This window comes from Campylobacter sp. CFSAN093259 (assembly GCF_012889985.1).
GTDB classification, from domain to species: Bacteria; Campylobacterota; Campylobacteria; order Campylobacterales; family Campylobacteraceae; genus Campylobacter_D; species Campylobacter_D jejuni.
Map to the genome: position 1 here is coordinate 190,313 of NZ_CP040617.1, position 19,679 is coordinate 209,991.

Genomic DNA, 19,679 nt, shown 5'->3' on the forward strand with positions numbered 1-19,679 from the left:
TTTTGGAGAAAAATGTGCAAAAAAAATTTGAAGATTGTGTTAAAACCATGCTTGAAATTATAGGAGAAAATCCAAATCGTGAAGGGCTTATTAAAACGCCAAATCGTGTTTTTAAAGCTTATGAATTTCTTACTAGTGGTTATACGCAAAATGTCAAAGAAATTTTAAATGACGCTTTATTTGAAAGTTCTAATAATGAAATGGTTTTAGTGCGTGATATAGAATTTTACAGTCTTTGCGAACATCATCTTTTGCCTTTTTTTGGGCGTGCTCATGTAGCCTATATCCCTAATAAAAAAGTAGTAGGTTTAAGCAAAATTCCACGCCTTGTAGAAGTGTTTGCAAGAAGACTTCAAATTCAAGAACAACTTACTGAACAAATCGCACAAGCTTTAATGGAAAATGTCGATGCAAAAGGTGTGGGTGTAGTCATAGAAGCAAGACATATGTGTGTTGAAATGCGTGGAGTGCAAAAAGCTAATTCCACCACTACAACTTCAGCTTTACGTGGAATTTTCTTAAAAAATGAAAAAACCAGAGAGGAATTTTTTTCTCTCATAAACTCTGCTAAACAGGTAAGATTTTAATGAATCTTGAAAAACTACGCTCCAAACTTGGCAAAGAAAATTTAAGTGCTATTTTTGGAGAGATTACAAAAATTTCTGCTACAAGTATAGAAATTCGTGGGCTTAAAACAGGGGTTGGAGATATAGTGAAGTTAGTTTCTAATGAAAATGAAAATTTAAACACTCTAGCTATGGTTGTAGAAATCAAAGAACAATTTAGCTATTTAAGCCCATTTTCTTTTATAGAAGGTTTTAAAATAGGCGATCGTGCTTTTATAAGTGATGCAGGTATGCAAATAGGCGTTAGCGATGAACTTTTAGGCAGGGTAGTAGATCCTTTTATGCGTCCAAAAGATGGTAAAGGAGCTATAGAAGCAACCAAATATATGCCTATAATGCGTGCACCTATTGATGCAATGAAAAGAGGGCTTATAGAAGAAGTTTTTCCCGTGGGTGTTAAAACCATAGACGCGCTTTTAACTTGTGGTGTAGGACAAAAACTTGGTATTTTTGCAGGAAGTGGGGTAGGAAAATCCACTCTTATGGGAATGATAGTTAAAAATTCCAAAGCTCCTATAAAAGTAGTGGCACTCATAGGAGAAAGGGGGCGTGAAATTCCTGAATTTATACAAAAAAATTTAGGCGGAAAGCTCGATGATACAGTGATTATTGTTGCTACAAGTGATGATAGTGCTTTGATGCGTAAATACGGTGCTTTTTGCGCAATGAGTGTGGCAGAATACTTTAAAGAACAGGGCAAAGATGTACTTTTTATCATGGATAGTGTAACGCGTTTTGCTATGGCACAAAGAGAAATTGGACTAGCTCTTGGAGAGCCTCCTACAACCAAAGGTTATCCACCAAGTGTTTTAAGTCTTTTGCCTCAACTCATGGAAAGAACCGGTAAAGAAGAAGGTAAAGGCACTATAACAGCCTTTTTTACCGTTTTAGTGGATGGTGATGATATGAGCGATCCAATCGCCGATCAAAGTCGTTCTATCTTAGATGGACACATTGTTTTAAGCCGTGAATTAACAGACTTTGGAATTTATCCTCCTATTAATATACAAAACTCTGCTTCAAGGGTGATGAGTGACATTATAAGTCCTGAACATAAACTTTGGGCAAGAAAATTTAAGCGTTTAAACTCGCTTTTAAAAGAAAATGAAGTATTGCTTCGCATCGGTGCTTATCAGAAAGGAAGTGATAAAGAACTTGATGAAGCTATTTCTAAAAAAGAATTTATGCAAAAATTCTTAGGACAAAATCCTGAAGAAAGCTTCGAATTTAATCAAACTTTAGAGCTTTTAAGTCAAATTGATACACCAAATACTCCTTTGCCACCAACTCAAAATATAAATGTAGGAAGTGCAAGTGCAACTTTGCCTAATCCTAATTTAAAATAAAATTATTTAATAAAATAATCTCCATCAAAACTGATTAAAGAATATTTCCTTTCATCGCCTATGCTTTGAGTTAGCTCTTCTATGCTTAAAAAACTTAGCGTATCAGCTTCTACATATTCACGCACTTCTTCAGCATTTTTATTTGCACTGATAAGTTCTTCAAAAGTTGGAGTATCTATGCCATAAGTATCAGGAAATTTGATCTCAGGACAAGCTATGGCAAGATGGATTTTGCTCGCTCCTGCAGCACGAAGCAAAGAAATTATTTTTTTAGAAGTAGTGCCACGCACCAAGCTATCATCAATGACTACGATTTCTTTGCCTTCTAAAACTTTACGCATAGGATTAAGTTTTAATTTTACTTTTAAATTTCTAAGCTCTTGAGTTGGCTCTATAAAAGTTCTTCCTACATAATGATTTCTTACTATTGCCATTTCAAGAGGGATTTGTAAATATTGCGCAAAACCTATAGCTGCACTTACTCCACTATCTGGCACAGGCACGACAAAGTCTGCTTTATAAGCAAATTTTTTAGCTAAAGCTTCGCCCATTTTTTTACGCACTTCATACACGCTTTTGCCTTCTACTATACTATCAGGTCTAGCAAAATAAATGTATTCAAAAGCGCAAATTCTAGGAGTTTGAGAAAAAAGTTCTATGCTTTCAAATTTATCATTTCCCTGAGTAAAAATAAGCATTTCCCCTGGTTTAACATCACGAATAAATTCAGCCTCTATAAGATCAAAAGCACAAGTTTCACTAGCAACTATATAGCCTCCATCTTTTAAACGCCCTAAAGACAAAGGACGCACCCCATGAGGATCTCTTACAACATAAAGTTTATCTTTGCTTGCTAAAACAAAACAATAAGCTCCTATACATTCTTTTAAACTCTCAATAAATCTATCTTTTAGACTTTCTTGCTTACTTCTTGCGATAAGATGGACAACATTTTCTGTATCCATATTGGTTTGAAAAATAGCTCCATCTTGAATAAGTCTTGATCTTACCTCTTCTTTATTGACTAAATTTCCATTATGCGCTAAAGCAATATCACCTAAAACCGAAGTAGCTGCTATGGGCTGAGCGTCATTTAAACTTGAATTTCCTGCTGTAGAATAGCGATTATGCCCTATAGCGATTTCACCTTCTAAAGTTTTTAGATTATCAGGATTAAAAATTTGACTCACTTCACCTTTAGCTTTAATAGTCTTAATATTTTTACCATTACTCACACTAATGCCACTTGCTTCTTGCCCACGGTGTTGCATAGCAAAAAGCGCATAATACGCATAAGTGCTAGCATTTTTTGAATTGATAACTCCTACAACTGCACACATTTTAAATTCCTAAAAAATCATTGATTGAATACATTTTTGCTTCTTGCTTGCTAAGCCAAATAGCGATTTTAATCGCACCTTTAGCAAAAGTCGCCCTTGAAGTAGCGGTATGATTAAGTTCTAAAAACTCACCATCTTCGTAAAAACCTACCGTATGGCGTCCTACTATATCGCCACCCCTTAAACTCATCACGGCAATCTCATCTTTACTTCTTTCACCTATAATGCCATCTCTTCCACTTACTCTTACTTTTTCAAGTTCTAAATTTCTAGCTTTTGCTACACTTTGAGCTAAAGTCATAGCTGTACCACTTGGGGCATCTTTTTTATGGCGATGATGCATTTCTAAAATTTCTATATCAAAATTTCTTAGCATTTGACTGGCTTTACTAGCAAGATAGTTTAAAACCGCAACACCTAAAGACATATTGGTCGCATAAAAAATCGGCATCACTTCACTAGCACTTTGCATCAAATGTAAAATTTTCTCATCAAGCCCTGTTGTACCTATTACCAAAGGTTTAGGCATAGTTCTTGCATAATTTAAAAGCTCATGAGTTCCACTTGGGGAAGAAAAATCAATAATCACATCGCTTTTTTCAAAAAGCTCTCCTAAATTTCCACCCTTATCATAAAGTATCGAAATTCGTGCTTGTGTTTCGCTTTTTAAACATTCTTCAATCTGTTTTCCCATTCGTCCTTTAGCGCCATAAATTCCTATTTTAATCATCTTTTTCCTTGAAAATAAAATATTGATTTTAGCATTTATTTTGTAAATTTTAAATAATAAAATTAAGCTTTATGGTTTTTTAATTTATATAAATTATCTAACAATTTTGCTTCTTCTCCTAAGCCCTTGCTATGATAAAATTTTAAATTTTTACCAAGATATTTTTGCTCTACCCAGCCACCAAAATCATGTGGATAAAGATAGTTTTGTTTTTCTTGATGATTGTTGTTAAGATAATTAGGTATTTCTAAAGCTTCATTATTTTTTACATAGTTTAAAGCTTCATTGATAGCTTTGTAGCTTGCATTGGATTTGATTGTGCTTGCTAAATAAACTACGCATTGGGCTAGGATAATTCTTGCTTCAGGATAACCTATATTTTTAACAGCATCTAGAGTCGAAACTGCTAAATTTAAAGCATTTGGATCGGCATTTCCGACATCTTCACTTGAAAAAATCACCAAACGCCTAGCGATAAAATCCGCACTTTCTCCTGCATCAATAAGTCTTGCAAGATAATAAATAGCTGCATCAACGTCACTTCCGCGTAAACTTTTTATCATTGCACTTGCTAAAATATAATGTGTATCTTTTGAGCTAACACCTTCACTATTTATGGTGTTGCGAAGTTTTTTAAGATTTTCAAGACTGATATGTTTTTCATCTAAAACCAAGACAAATTCAAGCAAATTTAGCATAGCTCTTGCATCAGCACTTTTAAGTAGAAAATCTTTAGCTTCTTTATCAATACTAAATTTCATTTTTTCCTGTACGCGTAAGAGTAAAGTTTCAAGTTCCTTTGCCCCTAAAGATTTAAATTCAAAAAGCATGGAACGACTTCTTATACCAGAACTTAAAACAAAATAGGGATTTTCAGTGCTTGCACCAATTAAAATTAAACGGTAATTTTCCATAGGAATTAAAAGCATTTCTTGTTGGGTTTTGCTAAGGCGGTGAATTTCATCAATAAAAATTAAAGGCTTATAAAGACTATTTTTATAATTATCTAAAATTTTTCTTAGTTCTTCGAGTTTAAAATTTCCTCCATCAAATTCATAAAAATCTAAGCCAAATTCTTTTGCTACAACTCTAGCAAAAGTTGTTTTTCCAGAACCTGCTGTTCCAAAAAAAATACTATGAGGAAGTTTTTGTAAAGCAGTAAATTTTTTGAAAATTTCTATAAGCTCATATTGTCCTAAAATATCATCAAAATTTTCAGGGCGAAAGGTCAAAGCTAGGCTCATTAATTTAAATCCATATTTGAAAATTCACTACCATTAATTTTTAGTTGAGGATTGGCCAAGCTATCATAAGATAAATTTAGAAAAAAGTTATTATTTTCTTTTAAAAAATATTGATTTAAACCTCCATAATCCTTTGTCCAAGGAAAAATTTCATCAGGCTCGTCTGAACTGATAACTTGTAATTTTGCTTGATAAGAGTTGTTAATATTTAAATTGCCTTGTAAACTGATATTTTGTTTATTTTTTTCAAGGATTAAATTTTGTATTTTTAGATCAAGATTTTTTTGAATAAAATGAGAGATATTGAAATTTGAATTAAAAAATTTGTTTATGGTTATATTAAATTTTGTTTTGTCAAAATTCAAATTCTGACCCAATAAAGATTTAAGATCAATTTCATTGGATTTTCCTTGTATGTTTAAGTTTACTGCTGAATTTTCTTCATTAAAATTTACTTGGTTTTTGCTGTAAAAAGAATTGATTTTATTGTTATCTAGCACAAGATAATCAAAGTTGATCTCTTGTTGGCTATCGCTAAATAAATTTAACTCATAAAATTGTACAGGATTGTTAAAAAATTGTTCGTAATTTAAATTTTGTAATACAAATTTAGTATAAAATTGAGAAAAATTAATCATATCAAAATGTATTTTCATGTTTTTAATTTCTAAATTTTTATTCATTAAAACTTCAATATATCCGCCGTTTATGATGGTATCTCCGCCTTCATTGCTTAAATTTATATCTTTAATATTTAGAAATATTTTAGAGTTATTATCGTGTAATTTGAGAGTAAAAGTTCCTAATTTATTGTTTTTTAACACTTCATCTAAAAAATCAAAAGGATTTGTAAAATTTCCTTTTATAATTTTATTTAAGAAAAAATAATTATTAAATTTAAGGTTGATTTTGGTTGAAAGCTGTGTATGAGAGTGATTTAAAGTAAAACTTCCTTTAGAGGTTAAAAAACCTTTTTTGAAGTAAATATCTGTAATTGTATAATCAGGATTGCTATTTTTAATAAATTTATTAAATAAAAGTTCGTTAGTGTATCCTATATAAAATATATGAATAATAAAACCTAATATAAAACAAAAAACAATAAAAATCCATTTTTTCATTATTTGCCTTAGATGAAAATATAAGTGTTATTTTATAAATTGCTTGTTAAAAAAGAGTTTAAATTTTTATTTAAGAGTAATGAAGTAGTTTGCCGAAGAATGATTTTTATAAATCCCTTGTTAAGGGATTTATATTAATAAGCTTTTTTATAACATTGAATTTCAATTTTTCTAGCTACTGGAATAGCCTGAGTATTTGGTGTAGCAGGTGTTCCATAAGAAATTTTACTTTCTAAAAAATTTCCAACCTGTAAATCTTTAAAAGTTCCATCTTTATCTGTTCCAAAAATACCACAATCATCCATTTCTATTTCGGTATTTGGTAGAACTTTTATAGCCATTTGTCCGCCATAAATAGAGTCAATAAGCAAGGTTTTGTTGTTATCATAAATTTGTGCAATAGTACCTTCAAGTTTTAGACTATCTGCAAAAAGCATTGAGCTAGCTAAAAGTGCTGATGCGAATAAAATACTTTTTTTCATAATTATTTCTCCTTAATGTAAAGTGATGACATTATAAAATTTTTAAGTGAAGTGAATGTGAAATTAAAAATTTTGACTTTCATAAATTAATACGCTTTGATTATTTTCAAAAAAAGTTTGTGGAAAAAGATATAAACCTTCATTAAAAGGAGCTTTGATTAGAGTATATTGAAGATGAAATGGGGTAATGGAGTTAATAGATTGTTCTAAAAAAGTAGTGCAGTAAAAAGCATCTTTATCTGTACTTATGATAAATTTTCTGCCTAAATGTTCCAAATCTTTAGCAACTATTTTTTGTTTGGTTTTTTCATCAAATTTTAATCTTTTAATAGCAATTTTATGACTCAGTTTTAAAAAATCATCCATAGAGCTTAAGATAACTTGGTTTTTAGCATTTTTGTCATCATCTGTTGTAGCATGTATGAGTATAGTTGGAGAAGTTTTAACTACCATAGCGATATGAGAATAAGGGCTTTGACTTAAATTTTCTATTAAAAAACTTTCACTTCCTATTCCTGCACGAAAGACAAGATCACCTATTTCAAGAAAAGGTAGATAGGGTTTTTTGATGATTTGATTTGAAGGATTGGAATTTATAAAGAAACCCAAAATTCCAATCAATAAAAATAAAATTAAGAAAAAATATAAAATTTTATTTAAGTAAAACAAGCCATTTTCTATCTTTTTTAGCAAGAAAAACATTGCTGCTTTGATTATTATCATTGTTAAATAACACTAAAACTCTGATTTTAGCAGAATCTTTATTGATTGTTTTTTCTTCAATTTGAATATCTTTAACACCACCCATTCTTTTTGCTTTGGCTGCATTTTCAGCAACAACTTGAGTGATTTTATCACTAACAAATGTTTTTTCTTCATCGCTTTTAGCTTCGCTAAGATCAATGTAACTCATAACAGATTTAGTATCACCACTGTAAAGATCTTTTGTAAAATTTTTAGCTAAATCTTCAGGATTTGAAGAACCGTAAGCCACTAAAAAAAGGCAACTAAAGCCAAGAAAGAAAGTTTAAAAAATTTCATTTTTTTCTTTTGATAGTATAAATTAAAATATTCATAATTATAGCAAAATAATTCAAAATTATTTTTTTATTCTTGTTTATAATGGTTACATTAGAAAATATATTTTTTTAAAAAGCTATAAATTTAAACACATATAAGTTGGAGTTAAAATATCCTATTTTATTATCGAATAAAAATGATACAAAAGGATAGGATATGGAAATTTTTTTAGCTTTATTGGGTTTTTTCTCGTTAGGATTGATAGTTTGGCTTTTGCTAAAAGATTATACTACTCCAGCATTAGCTTTTATAAGTGTAAGTATTAGTGTAGCTTGTATTTTACTTATTCTTGAACGGCTTGGTTTTGGCGTGGGTGTAGCTTTAGGGGTTAAAGGAGGTGTTTTTGATATTAAAACATTGGTTGTTTTTATTAAAGATGGAGTCAAAAGCGTAACGGATACGGCAGCTTTGTTTGTTTTTTCTATACTCTTTTTTAGTGTTTTAAATGCAAGTGGTTTTTTTACTAAAATTTTAAATGCATTTTTATCAAAAATGAAAGCTAATGTATATCAAGTTTGCATTCTTACTGTTTTTATTGCTGCTGCTGTGCATTTAGATGGTTCAGGTGCTTCTACTTTTCTTATTGTAATACCTGCATTATTACCTATTTATGAGCGTTTAGGTATAAGAAAGACTTCAATGTTATTGATTATTACTTCGGCTATGGGGGTTATGAATGTTATTCCTTGGGGTGGTCCTACTTTAAGAGCGGCTACTAATATAGGAATGGATGCAAATTTGCTTTGGCACCATATTATACCTATTCAGATTGTAGGTTTGGTATTATCCCTTCTTTTGGCAATTTGGATTGCTAAGATAGAAATAAAAAGAGGTGCAGGCGCAGGTAACTTGTCTGGAATAAATTTAAATATAGAAAAAAGCGAACACCATAATGAAAAATGGTTTTGGTTAAATTTACTTGTAGCTATTGGAGTTATTGGGCTTTTAATTAGCGGTATTATTCCTAGTTATATTTGCTTTATGATAGGACTTGCAATAATTTTACCGCTTAATTATCCTAATTTAAAAACAGCTAAAAAAGTTGTAGATCGTGCAAGTGCTGGTGCAATGCTTATGTATATTACTTTAATTGGTGCTGGGATATTAATAGGCGTATTTGATAAAAGTTGTATTATGGAGAAAATGGGTGTTTTGATTTTAAATTTTGTTCCAGATTATTTAGGCGCTTATATTCCTTTGATGGTAGGGATATTGGCTGTTCCAATGGCAATTATTTTTTGTACAGATTCTTATTTTTATGGAGTGATGCCTATAGTTTTGAGTGTAACTAAGGCTTTTGGCGCTGAACCTTTGACTATAGCTATTATCATGGTGATAGCAAGAAATTGTGCGACATTTATTTCTCCTGTTGTGCCTGCAACTTTGCTAGGTTGTGGTTTAGCAGAGGTTAATATTAAAGATCATATCAAAAGAAGCTTTTTTTATATATGGGGTATAAGTATTATTTGCTTGATTTTTGCTGAGGTAGCTGGGATAATATAATTAAAATAAAAGAACTTTTGATTTTTCAATGATTGGTTCATTGTTTTATGATATTTTTGAGTCAAAAATTTATAAAAATATAAGCGTTTTTTTGTATTATTTTATTTTGCTTTAGAGAAAAATTATAAATTTAAACTTATAAGAATATTTTTTAAGTTGAAAGTAAATTTTAAAACGGAGAAATGATGTACAAAAAACAAAATTTACCAGAACTTACCTTAAGGGGTTTGATTTTGGGAAGTATTTTAACTATTATTTTTACAGCTTCAAATGTATATTTGGGGTTAAAAGTGGGACTTACTTTTTCATCATCAATTCCAGCTGTGGTCATCTCCATGGCGGTTTTGAGTCTTTTTAAGACTTCAAATATTTTAGAAAATAATATGGTTCAAACTCAAGCTTCAGCAGCAGGAACTTTATCATCAGTTATTTTTGTTATCCCAGGGCTTTTTATGTGTGGGTATTGGAGTGAATTTCCACTTTGGCAAACTTTTATGATATGTCTTTGTGGTGGCGGACTTGGAGTGCTTTTTACTATACCATTAAGAAGGACTATGGTGGTTGAAAGCAAGCTTGCTTATCCTGAAGGTAGAGCCGCAGCTGAAATTTTAAAAGTAGCCAATAAAGATCAGAGTAGTAAAAAAGGAAAACAAGGCATTAAAGAAATAGCATTAGGCTCTTTTATAGCTGCTATTTTTAGTTTGTTAAGCAATGGTTTTAAACTCGCTGCAAGTGAGAGTAATTTTGCTTTTATTTGGAATAAAATGGCTTTTGGTTTTTCTATGGGATATTCTTTGGCACTTTTAGGGGCAGGTTATTTAGTTGGTTTAGCAGGTGCTATAGCTCTTTTTGTAGGTATGTTTTTAGCTTGGGGTATTTTTACTCCCTATCTTTCAAATTTTGAATTCGATAGTACAAAAAATGCCGTAGATTTAGCTTCTAGTGTATGGAGTTCTAAAGTAAGGCTTATAGGAACAGGAGCTATTGCTATAGCAGCGCTTTGGACTTTAATAGAACTTTTAAAACCCGTTATTGAGGGTATTAAAGAAATTGTTAAAAATGTTAAAATTACTAATCAAGAAAAAAATGAAAGAACAAATATAGACCTTTCTTTAAAAAGTATTTTTATACTTTTTGTTTTAATGGTTGTGGGTTTATTTATTACTTTTTATAGTTTTGTTGAAGATGCTAACTTAAGTATTTATTATCAAATGCTATTTTCATTTGTTGGAACTTTAGTTTCTGTTTTAATAGGTTTTTTTGTTGCAGCAGCTTGCGGATATATGGCAGGACTTGTAGGATCCTCTTCTAGTCCTATTTCTGGAATCGGACTTATTGGTGTTATTATTTCTTCTATTGTTTTTTTGGTTTTAGGTGTGGAACTTTTTCAAGATCCTATGCTTTCTAAATTTGCAGTAGCATTAGCTATTTTTACTACTAGTGTTATTTTAGCTACAGCTGCTATTTCGAATGATAATTTACAAGATTTAAAGACAGGACATTTAGTCGGAGCTACTCCTTGGAAACAACAAGTTGCTTTACTTGTAGGCTGTGTTTTTGGTGCTTTGGCTATAGTTCCTGTTTTAAATTTGCTTTATCAAGCCTATGGTTTTGTCGGAGCAATGCCAAGAGAAGGTATGGATGCTTCATCAGCTTTAGCAGCACCGCAAGCAAATTTAATGAGCACTATCGCCCAAGGAATTTTTCATCACAATATAGAGTGGGGTTATATGGCTTTTGGTGTATTTGTAGGAATTTTAATGATTATTATAGATAAAATTTTAAAAGGAACACAGAAAATGTCTTTGCCGCCTTTAGCCGTTGGAATAGGTATTTACCTTCCCCCTGCTGTAAATATACCTTTAGTTATAGGCGGAATTTTAAAATATATTGTAATGCAACACTTGACTAAAAAATATGCAAAAAATTCTCATAAAGAAGAAAAACTTGCAAGTTGTGAGCAAAGAGGCACGCTTTTTGCTTCAGGGCTTATAGTGGGTGAAAGTATTTTTGGGGTAATTATCGCAGGAATTACTGTATTTTCAGTAAGTATGGGTGGTAGTGAAAATCCTTTAGCTTTAAATTTAGCAAATTTTCATGATAGCGAGCTTTTCGCACTTATCTTTTTTGTGGGAGTTGTATTATATTTCATTAAGCGTATTGTTAAAAAAGATGCTTAATTTTTGGGGTTAAAACCCCATTTAATCCATTCTGATATAATTTTTCTTTTGCAATTATCATTCAAGGATTAAAATGGAAAATTTATATGCTTTAATACTTGGAATTATAGAAGGTCTGACTGAGTTTTTACCTATTTCTTCAACAGGACATATGATTTTAGGTACGACTATTTTAGGTATCGATATAGATGAGTTTTGGAAAAGCTTTTTGATTATCATCCAGCTTGGTTCTATTTTGGCGGTCATTTTTGTATTTTGGCGTAAATTGTTTCAAGGGCTTGATATTTGGTTAAAACTTGCAGTTGGATTTTTTCCTACCGGAGTTATAGGGCTTTTTGTGGCAAAATACTTAAATGCTTTATTTAATGGTTGGGTTGTGGTTGGAATGCTCATTTTTGGCGGTGTTGTGTTTATTCTTATAGAACTTGCACATAAAAATAAACAATATCGTATCAATTCTTTAGAAGAAATAAGTTTTAAACAAGCTTTTTGCATAGGTATTTTTCAATCTTTAGCCATGATTCCTGGTACTTCAAGAAGTGGAGCAAGTATTATTGGTGGACTTTTGCTAGAATTTAATAGAAAAGTTGCGGCTGAGTTTAGTTTTTTGCTTGCCATTCCAACGATGATTATCGCTACAGCTTATAGCATTTATAAAGAGCCTGAGCTTCTTGGCAATGCAAATTCTTTAATTCCTTTAGGCATAGGTTTTATCACTGCTTTTATTGTTGCAGTTTTAGTTATAAAATTTTTCTTAAAATTTATTTCTAAATTCGACTTTATCCCTTTTGGAATTTATCGTATTATTTTAGGATTTGTTTTCTTTTATTTGTATTATAGTGGGATTTTAAATGCTGGAAGTGAATTTAAGCTATAAATAAATATTAAATTTATTCTAAGATTTTTTTAAAAATAAGCTGAATTTCAAAAATAATTAAGTCTTAGAAAGTTAAAATTAGAACTTTATAAACACTCACAGGGTAAGTGAGCGACAAAGGGTTAAAAATATGGAAAAAGAAGTTATTGCGTATTTGGACAATGAGACAATAATTGACTCTCAAAGTGTGAAAAATACAAATTTAAAAGAAATTTATTTTGATAATTCTAAAGAAAGTTTAGAAGTAATCCGTCATTCTTGTGCGCATTTAATGGCACAGGCGATTAAGAGTTTGTATCCTGAAGCTAAATTTTTCGTTGGTCCTGTTATAGAAGATGGATTTTATTATGATTTTCGTGTGGAAAGTAAGATTGGCGAAGAAGATTTGGTAAAAATTGAAAAAAAGATGAAAGAACTTGCTGAAGCAAAGATTGAAATTTCAAAATATGAAATCACAAAAAGCGAAGCTTTGGCTAAATTTCAAAATGATGATTTAAAACAAGAAGTTTTATTGCGTATTCCTGATAGAGCTGTAAGTATTTATAAACAAGGTGAATTTGAAGATTTGTGTCGTGGTCCTCATGTGCCAAATACGAAATTTTTACGCTTTTTTAAACTCACTCGTGTTGCAGGAGCGTATTTGGGTGGCGATGAAAAAAGAGAAATGCTTACTCGAATTTATGGAACTGCTTTTGCAGATAAGGAAAGTTTAAAAGAGTATTTAACCATTATTGAAGAAGCTAAAAAACGCGATCATAGAAAGCTTGGAACAGAGCTTAAGCTTTTTACTTTTGATGATGAGATCGGAGGAGGTCTTCCTATTTGGTTGAGTAATGGTGCAAGACTTAGATCTAAACTTGAACATATGCTTTATAAGATCCATCGTTTACGTGGTTATGAGCCTGTGCGTGGGCCTGAACTTTTAAAAGCAGATGCATGGAAAATCAGTGGGCATTATGCAAACTATAAAGAAAATATGTATTTTACACAAATTGATGAACAAGAATATGGCATTAAGCCTATGAACTGTGTGGGACATATTAAAATTTATCAAAGTGATGTAAGAAGTTATCGTGATTTGCCTTTGAAATTTTTTGAATACGGCGTGGTACATCGTCATGAAAAAAGTGGCGTTTTGCATGGACTTTTTAGAGTGAGAGAATTCACTCAAGATGATGCACATATTTTTTGTATGCCAAGTCAGATTAAAGAGCAGGTTTTAGAAATTTTAGCTTTTGTGGATAATTTGATGAAATTATTTGATTTTAGCTATGAAATGGAAATTTCAACTAAACCTGAAAAAGCCATAGGTGATGATGAAATTTGGGAAATAGCGACTAAGGCTTTAAAAGAAGCTTTAGATGAACAAGGTTTAAAATACGGTATTGATGAAGGTGGCGGGGCTTTTTATGGGCCAAAGATTGATATTAAAATCACCGATGCTTTAAAAAGAAAGTGGCAATGCGGAACCATACAAGTAGATTTTAACCTGCCAAGTCGTTTTAAACTTGAATACACTGATAGTGATAATGAAAAAAAACAACCTGTAATGTTGCATCGTGCGATTTTAGGTTCTTTTGAAAGATTTATAGGAATTTTAACCGAGCATTGCGCAGGGGAGTTTCCATTTTTTATCGCACCAACCGCAGTGGGTATAGTGCCGATTTCTGATTCTCATATTGCTTATGCGAAAGAAATTCAAAGAGCCTTGCTAGAATTAAATATCGATAGCGAAGTATATGAGAAAAATGAGAGCTTAAGTAAGAAAATTCGCACTGCTGAAAAACAAAAATTACCTATGATTTTAGTTTTGGGCGATGAAGAGGTGGCAAAGCGAAGCGTTGCTTTAAGAGATAGAAGAGCTAAAGAACAAAAAAATCTTAGCTTGGACGAATTTATTAAATTAGTTAAGGAGAAAATGAGTGAGGTACATTTTTGAGTAAAGAAAAAGAAGTATTGCTCAACGAAGAAATTAGAGCGGACGAAATCAGATGTATAGGTGATGATGGCAAAGCATATGGCATTATCAGCAGTGATGAAGCTTTAGAGATTGCAAATCGTTTAGGACTTGATCTTGTAATGATAGCTGCAGATGCAAAGCCACCTGTTTGTAAGATTATGGATTATGGAAAATTCCGTTATCAGCAAGAAAAAAAGCAAAAAGAAGCAAAGAAAAAACAAAAAGTAATCGATATTAAAGAGATTAAACTTTCTGTGAAAATTGCTCAAAATGATATAAATTACAAAGTAAAACATGCTTTAGAATTTTTAGAACAAGGTAAGCATGTGAGATTTCGTGTGTTCTTAAAAGGACGTGAAATGGCAACTCCTGAAGCAGGTGTAGCTTTGCTTGAAAAAATTTGGACTATGATAGAAAATGAAGCTAATCGTGACAAAGAGCCAAATTTTGAAGGTCGTTATGTAAATATGCTTGTAACTCCAAAAAAAGCTTAATCCACTTTTGTGGATAAAGCTTTTAAAGGTTTTAAATTTTGAAAGAAAATCCTTCTTTTTTAAAAGAGCAAATTATAACTTATCTTGGAAATAAAAGAGCACTTTTAAGTTTTTTAAATAATGGCTTTAAGGTAGCTAAAAAAGAACTTGGTAAAGATAAATTTAGTTTTTGTGATATATTTAGTGGCTCAGGTGTTGTAAGTCGTTTTGCAAAAGCACACTCAAATTATATTTTAGCCAATGATTTAGAAGATTATTCAAAACTCATCAATGAGTGTTATCTTGCTAATAAAGACAAAGATTTACTTCAAAATATAAAAAAGTATTATAAAAATTTAATCCAAAATTTAGATTTTCAAAAAGGTTTTATCAGTGAGCTTTATGCTCCAAAAGATGATGATGATATTAAAAAAAATGAAAGGGTTTTTTATACTTTTAAAAATGCTTTATATCTTGATACTATAAGGCAAAAAATCGAAAATGAAATTCCAAAAGAATTGAGGCATTTCTTTATAGCTCCTTTGATTTATGAAGCCAGTGTTCATTCAAATACTAGCGGAGTTTTTAAAGGTTTTTATAAGGGTAAGGATGGCATCGGAAAATTTGGTGGCGAAGGACAAAATGCACTTAAACGCATTAAAGGAGAAATAGAGCTTAAAATGCCTATTTTTTCAAATTTTTCTTGTGAATTTGAAGTGATGCAAAAGGATGCAAACATGCTTGCAAAAGAACTTGATTTTTTTGATGTAGTGTATCTTGACCCCCCTTATAATCAGCACCCTTATAGTTCTAATTATTTTATGCTAAATTTAATTGCAAATTATAAAAAACCTGAAGAAATTTCTAAAATCAGTGGCATTCCAAAGGATTGGAACCGCAGTACTTTTAATAAGTCAAAATTTGCCCAAGATGCTTTATTTGAACTTATTAATGATTTAAAAGCAAGAGTGATTTTACTTTCTTATAATTGTGAAGGTTTTGTAAAAAAAGAAATTTTTTTAAAGCGCTTAAGCACTCTTGGAAAATGCCGGATTTTAGAGCAAAAATATAATACTTTTAGAGCTTCTCGCAATCTTAAAAATCGCAATATCCATCTTCATGAGCAACTTTATATTTTAGTTAAAAATTAGTTTTTCGTGCTAAAATTGCACTTAAAAATGAGGAGGGATTTATGAAACTAAAATTATCTTTTTGTACATTAATGGCATTTGGTTTTTCTAACTATCTTTTTGCTTCAGCTATTGATCCAAAGTTATTTTCAAGAATATCTTGATTTTGCCAGTAATAAAGGCAAATTTCAAGTAGGTCAAATTGGCTTTTAAATTTTAGCAAAAAATCCTAGTCAAAATATCTCTTTTAATGTGCCTATGATTGATTTTTCTACTTCAAATCGTGGAGGAAAATTCCAAGGAGAATTTACCAATATAGGACAATCTTATATAGTCAGCGCTTCTCATATGAGTACAAGTTTAAATACTGGGAAGTAAATAAAGACTATGTGAAACAAGGTAGTGTTTTACACTTTGGAGGGGTAGCAAATAGAATCGTAAGCTCAAGTGATAATTTTACTTATAAAAAAGAAAATGTGGATTTTGCTGTTTTAAAAATGAGTAAGATTAGTCTCAATAAAAGTGCAAATTTGAGTAAAGATTTAAATCTTATTGAAAAAATTCTGGCGATGGTGGAGATATTTATGAATACAAGGATCCATTTTGGGATAGTTGTCAAAGTGGAAAATGTGATTATTCAAAAGGTAAAGGCAAGCTTTTTGATAGTTCGGGTTATGAGTACTTTGCAAGAGAGGGAAGTGGTATTGTAGCTTTAGGTTTTGAAGATACAAATAAAGTACCCATTAAGATTTTTGATTCTAATGAAATCAATTTAGGAGGTTTTGTCGGTTTAACTCCTAAAAATACTGAAGATAAGCGTTTTAAGTTGCAATTTCTTAATTATACCAATGATAAAAGAAATCCTTTTACAAGTTCTTCAATATCCGGGGATTCTGGAAGTAGAGTTTATGTTTATGATAAGATGGATAAAAAATGGTATTTAGTAGGTGTAGTAAGTACGAGTAATTGTAATGTCCATTTTACTATGGATATACTTGTTTGCAGGTTGATTATGCTTTGATCAATCAAGCAAAGATCAATGAATTTTAAAATGCTCATAAAGTAGCCATAGGATCTGGAACTTATACACTTAGTAGCGATGGTTTGGTGAAAGATGGTAAAAAAATAGAAAATGTAAGTTTGATTTCTAAGACTAATGTGGGTTATGTAAGCTATAAAAATTCTTTTGATGATAAAAATAATTGTGATAAGAGAATTGAAGAAATGCAAAATAGCAAGGATTTGTATTTTTCTCAAAATGGAAGTATAAATTTAAATAGCGATGTGGATTTAGGCGCTAGTGTTTTAAATTTGATAAAAATTCAAATTGGCAAATAACAGGCGATAAATGGCTTATACATGGTGGAATTTATGCTGATAAGGGTTCAAGGTAGAATATAATGTTAAAACCAAAAAAGATGATTTTCTTTATAAAATGGGTGAAGGAGAGCTTGTTGTCAAAAGTCAAAGTGTGGATACAGGACTTAGAATGGGTGAGGACCAAGGTAAGTCTTGAGGGTGAAGGTTTAAATTTTGGCGAAATTTATATGAATGGCAGAACTTTGGATTTATCAGGCTTAACATTAAATTTTGATCAAATTAAAACTGACTCTAATAATGTTTTTATCACAAGTTCTTAATCAGGAATACATTTAAATTTAGAAAACAAGCAAGATTATCTTTATCATGGCAATATCTTTTCAGATGAAGCTGTAACAATGAGTGCCAATACAGACAAAGCTTTGATTTTTGATGGTAATATTTACAATAAAGAAGGTGTTTTTAGGACAGAAAATGCCAAGTTAAATTTTCAAGGACATGCTAGAATACACGCTTATGTAAGCAAAGAACAAGCTAAAAAACTTCAAGAACATGGTTTAAGTGCTTTAACTAAGCCTGTAAGTTTTACACAAGAAGATTGGGAAGATAGGGTTTTTGTTTTAAAAGAGCTTAATTTAGAAAAAAAGCGAGTTTTATTTAGGGCGTAATGTAAGCTTAAAAGTAGAAAACCTTAATGCTAAAAATTCCAAAATAGAGCTTGGAAGTAAAAATTTGTGGATCGATGAAAAAGATGGGGAAAATATTATTGATAAGACTGATGATTATTCTTATGGAGATGTTGTATAAACAGGAGTTGGCAAAGAAATGGCTTTTGAGCAAAAGCTTTAAAATACCCAAAATGCTAAGATAGAAAAGGTTTATTTTAGTGTAAATTTAAATCTTGATCATTCTGATATTACTTTGCAAAACACATTTTTTAGTGGTAATATCAAAGGTATCAATGATACGCAAAAAAATCTTGCGATTAAAGATTCTTTGCTTGAGTCTCATATACAAATGAGCAATCTTCAAGTAGAAAAAAGTGCTATTTATAGGAAAGTTGATGCAAAAAAATTAAGTGCAAATAATACAATATTTAAAATCAATGCGGATTTTGAAAATTCTAAAGCAGATTATATTAATTCTAAGGAAAGCACACAAGGAGTAAATAATACTTTAGTATTAATTTTTCTTAATAATCCTAGTAAAAAGCGGGTTTAAATATCTTACTAGCTCATTTAAAAGATGAAAATAAACATTTAACAAAGGAATTTTTTACTATGCCAAATGTGAGCAAGGTTTTAGTACGTATACCCCAAATGTTGTTTTTTCTCATAATGAGGAAAATTTTGCCCAGAGTGGAATTTAGAAAAAATTGATTCTAAGATTAAAGATGAATATTTTTTTACTAATGATAATACTCAAGCTATTGTAAAAACTAAATCTATACTTGCTCAAGCTATTTTAGGCTCCATGATAGGAGTGGAATAATATGCATAAAAGAATGGGGGAATTACGCAATAATCCTTATGAAAGTGGTGTATGGTTAAGAACTTTTGGATGGGGTACGAGTGATGAGTATAATAGTGGAAAATACTTTGAAATTCAAAGCGGACATGATAAATTAAACGAGTATTTGAATTTCGAGCTTTACAGTGGAGTAAGGTTTTTATAGTGATTTTGTTTTAGATATATTTATTATCAAAATGAAATAAATGCAAATTTTATTCCAGGAAATCAAGGTAGATTAGATGATAATGATGGTTCGCATAATATTATCTTAAGTGCTGAGTTAGGTTATAGAAAAGCTTATGATAAATTTTATCTTGAGCCGAGTTTGGAATTTATCAGTGGTTATGTAGGAGCTATGGATCTAAAAGGAGATATTGCTAGTTTAAAACGATTTTCTTATATTCCTTTAGTCGTAAAAACAGCATTTTTCATAGGAAGTCAAAATTAAAATTTAAATTTTAGAACAGGACTTGGTTTGTATGCGGATCCGATTAAAGCAGGAGATCAAATCTTGGAGGATCAAGCAAGTCAGAGAAGATATGAAGGAAAAAAGATCAAAGAATGTTTATAAATTTAGGAAATGATTATAAGCTTAACGATAAAACACGCTTTAGTTTTGAATTTGAAAAGACATTTTTTGGCGATTTAAATGTAGATTGGAGTGCAAATGCTAATTTAAGATATAGTTTTTAAATAAAAAATAATTTAAAAATTGTATTTTTATTTTAAGCTTTTTTGTTTATAATACTTGCTTT

Annotated in this window: 15 protein-coding genes and 1 pseudogene; 9 read left to right on the plus strand and 7 right to left on the minus strand. The window is 30.7% G+C overall.

All coding sequences use genetic code 11. From position 1 onward, the window contains the following. Positions 1-14 precede the first annotated feature (14 nt). Both folE and fliI read left to right on the plus strand, forming a co-directional pair. Positions 15-587, plus strand: a complete 573-nt coding sequence (folE, locus tag FBF20_RS00960; protein ID WP_002851990.1) for a GTP cyclohydrolase I FolE — start codon at positions 15-17, stop codon at positions 585-587. Continuing rightward, positions 587-1,972, plus strand: a complete 1,386-nt coding sequence (gene fliI / locus FBF20_RS00965; protein WP_002851735.1) for a flagellar protein export ATPase FliI — start codon at positions 587-589, stop codon at positions 1,970-1,972. Before folE ends, fliI begins: the two co-directional genes overlap by 1 nt. Positions 1,973-1,974: 2 nt before the next feature. Here the strand turns inward: fliI and purF are convergent, their stop codons facing one another. From purF to FBF20_RS01000, 7 genes are all read right to left on the minus strand, one after another. Continuing rightward, entirely contained in the window at positions 1,975-3,312 is a 1,338-nt protein-coding gene (gene purF / locus FBF20_RS00970; protein WP_002851896.1) for an amidophosphoribosyltransferase, read from the minus strand. Between the two features lies 1 nt (position 3,313). Beyond that, positions 3,314-4,042, minus strand: coding sequence for a 4-hydroxy-tetrahydrodipicolinate reductase (dapB, locus tag FBF20_RS00975; protein WP_002851754.1), 729 nt, complete (start codon positions 4,040-4,042; stop codon positions 3,314-3,316). A gap of 62 nt (positions 4,043-4,104) precedes the next feature. Next, positions 4,105-5,286, minus strand: a complete 1,182-nt coding sequence (locus FBF20_RS00980; RefSeq protein ID WP_002851835.1) for a replication-associated recombination protein A — start codon at positions 5,284-5,286, stop codon at positions 4,105-4,107. After that, positions 5,286-6,407: a hypothetical protein gene (locus FBF20_RS00985; RefSeq protein WP_002851609.1), complete on the minus strand. Its 1,122-nt coding sequence runs from the start codon at positions 6,405-6,407 to the stop codon at positions 5,286-5,288. The genes FBF20_RS00980 and FBF20_RS00985 overlap by 1 nt, the downstream gene beginning before the upstream one ends. 134 nt (positions 6,408-6,541) lie before the next feature. Next, positions 6,542-6,889, minus strand: a complete 348-nt coding sequence (locus FBF20_RS00990; protein ID WP_002851849.1) for a hypothetical protein — start codon at positions 6,887-6,889, stop codon at positions 6,542-6,544. A 63-nt stretch (positions 6,890-6,952) separates the two neighbouring features. Further along, on the minus strand, positions 6,953-7,558 hold the full coding sequence (locus FBF20_RS00995; RefSeq protein ID WP_002858707.1) for a YiiX/YebB-like N1pC/P60 family cysteine hydrolase: 606 nt from the start codon (positions 7,556-7,558) through the stop codon (positions 6,953-6,955). Next, positions 7,542-7,883 (minus strand): DUF4878 domain-containing protein, encoded by a 342-nt coding sequence (locus FBF20_RS01000; protein ID WP_002851872.1) that lies wholly within the window; start codon positions 7,881-7,883, stop codon positions 7,542-7,544. The genes FBF20_RS00995 and FBF20_RS01000 overlap by 17 nt, the downstream gene beginning before the upstream one ends. A 242-nt stretch (positions 7,884-8,125) precedes the next feature. Here FBF20_RS01000 and FBF20_RS01005 point away from each other — a divergent pair, with 242 nt between their 5' ends. The 7 genes and pseudogenes from FBF20_RS01005 (at position 8,126) to vvfC (ending at position 19,617) form a co-directional block, all read left to right on the plus strand. After that, positions 8,126-9,472 carry an SLC13 family permease gene (locus FBF20_RS01005; RefSeq protein ID WP_002904057.1) on the plus strand — a complete coding sequence of 449 codons (1,347 nt, stop codon included), beginning with the start codon at positions 8,126-8,128 and terminating at the stop codon, positions 9,470-9,472. 182 nt (positions 9,473-9,654) lie between these two features. Further along, entirely contained in the window at positions 9,655-11,652 is a 1,998-nt protein-coding gene (locus tag FBF20_RS01010) for an oligopeptide transporter, OPT family (protein ID WP_010891845.1), read from the plus strand. A gap of 73 nt (positions 11,653-11,725) precedes the next feature. Further along, positions 11,726-12,529, plus strand: coding sequence for an undecaprenyl-diphosphate phosphatase (locus tag FBF20_RS01015; RefSeq protein ID WP_002836742.1), 804 nt, complete (start codon positions 11,726-11,728; stop codon positions 12,527-12,529). Between the two features lie 130 nt (positions 12,530-12,659). Then, positions 12,660-14,468 carry a threonine--tRNA ligase gene (gene thrS / locus FBF20_RS01020; protein ID WP_002890635.1) on the plus strand — a complete coding sequence of 603 codons (1,809 nt, stop codon included), beginning with the start codon at positions 12,660-12,662 and terminating at the stop codon, positions 14,466-14,468. Next, complete coding sequence (infC, locus tag FBF20_RS01025; protein ID WP_002838346.1) at positions 14,465-14,983, plus strand: translation initiation factor IF-3; 519 nt, start codon at positions 14,465-14,467, stop codon at positions 14,981-14,983. The genes thrS and infC overlap by 4 nt, the downstream gene beginning before the upstream one ends. Before the next feature lie 38 nt (positions 14,984-15,021). Further along, on the plus strand, positions 15,022-16,113 hold the full coding sequence (locus FBF20_RS01030) for a DNA adenine methylase (protein WP_002857221.1): 1,092 nt from the start codon (positions 15,022-15,024) through the stop codon (positions 16,111-16,113). 41 nt (positions 16,114-16,154) lie between these two features. Then, positions 16,155-19,617 (plus strand): annotated as a pseudogene (gene vvfC, locus FBF20_RS08810) (autotransporter serine protease VvfC). Positions 19,618-19,679: the final 62 nt, after the last annotated feature.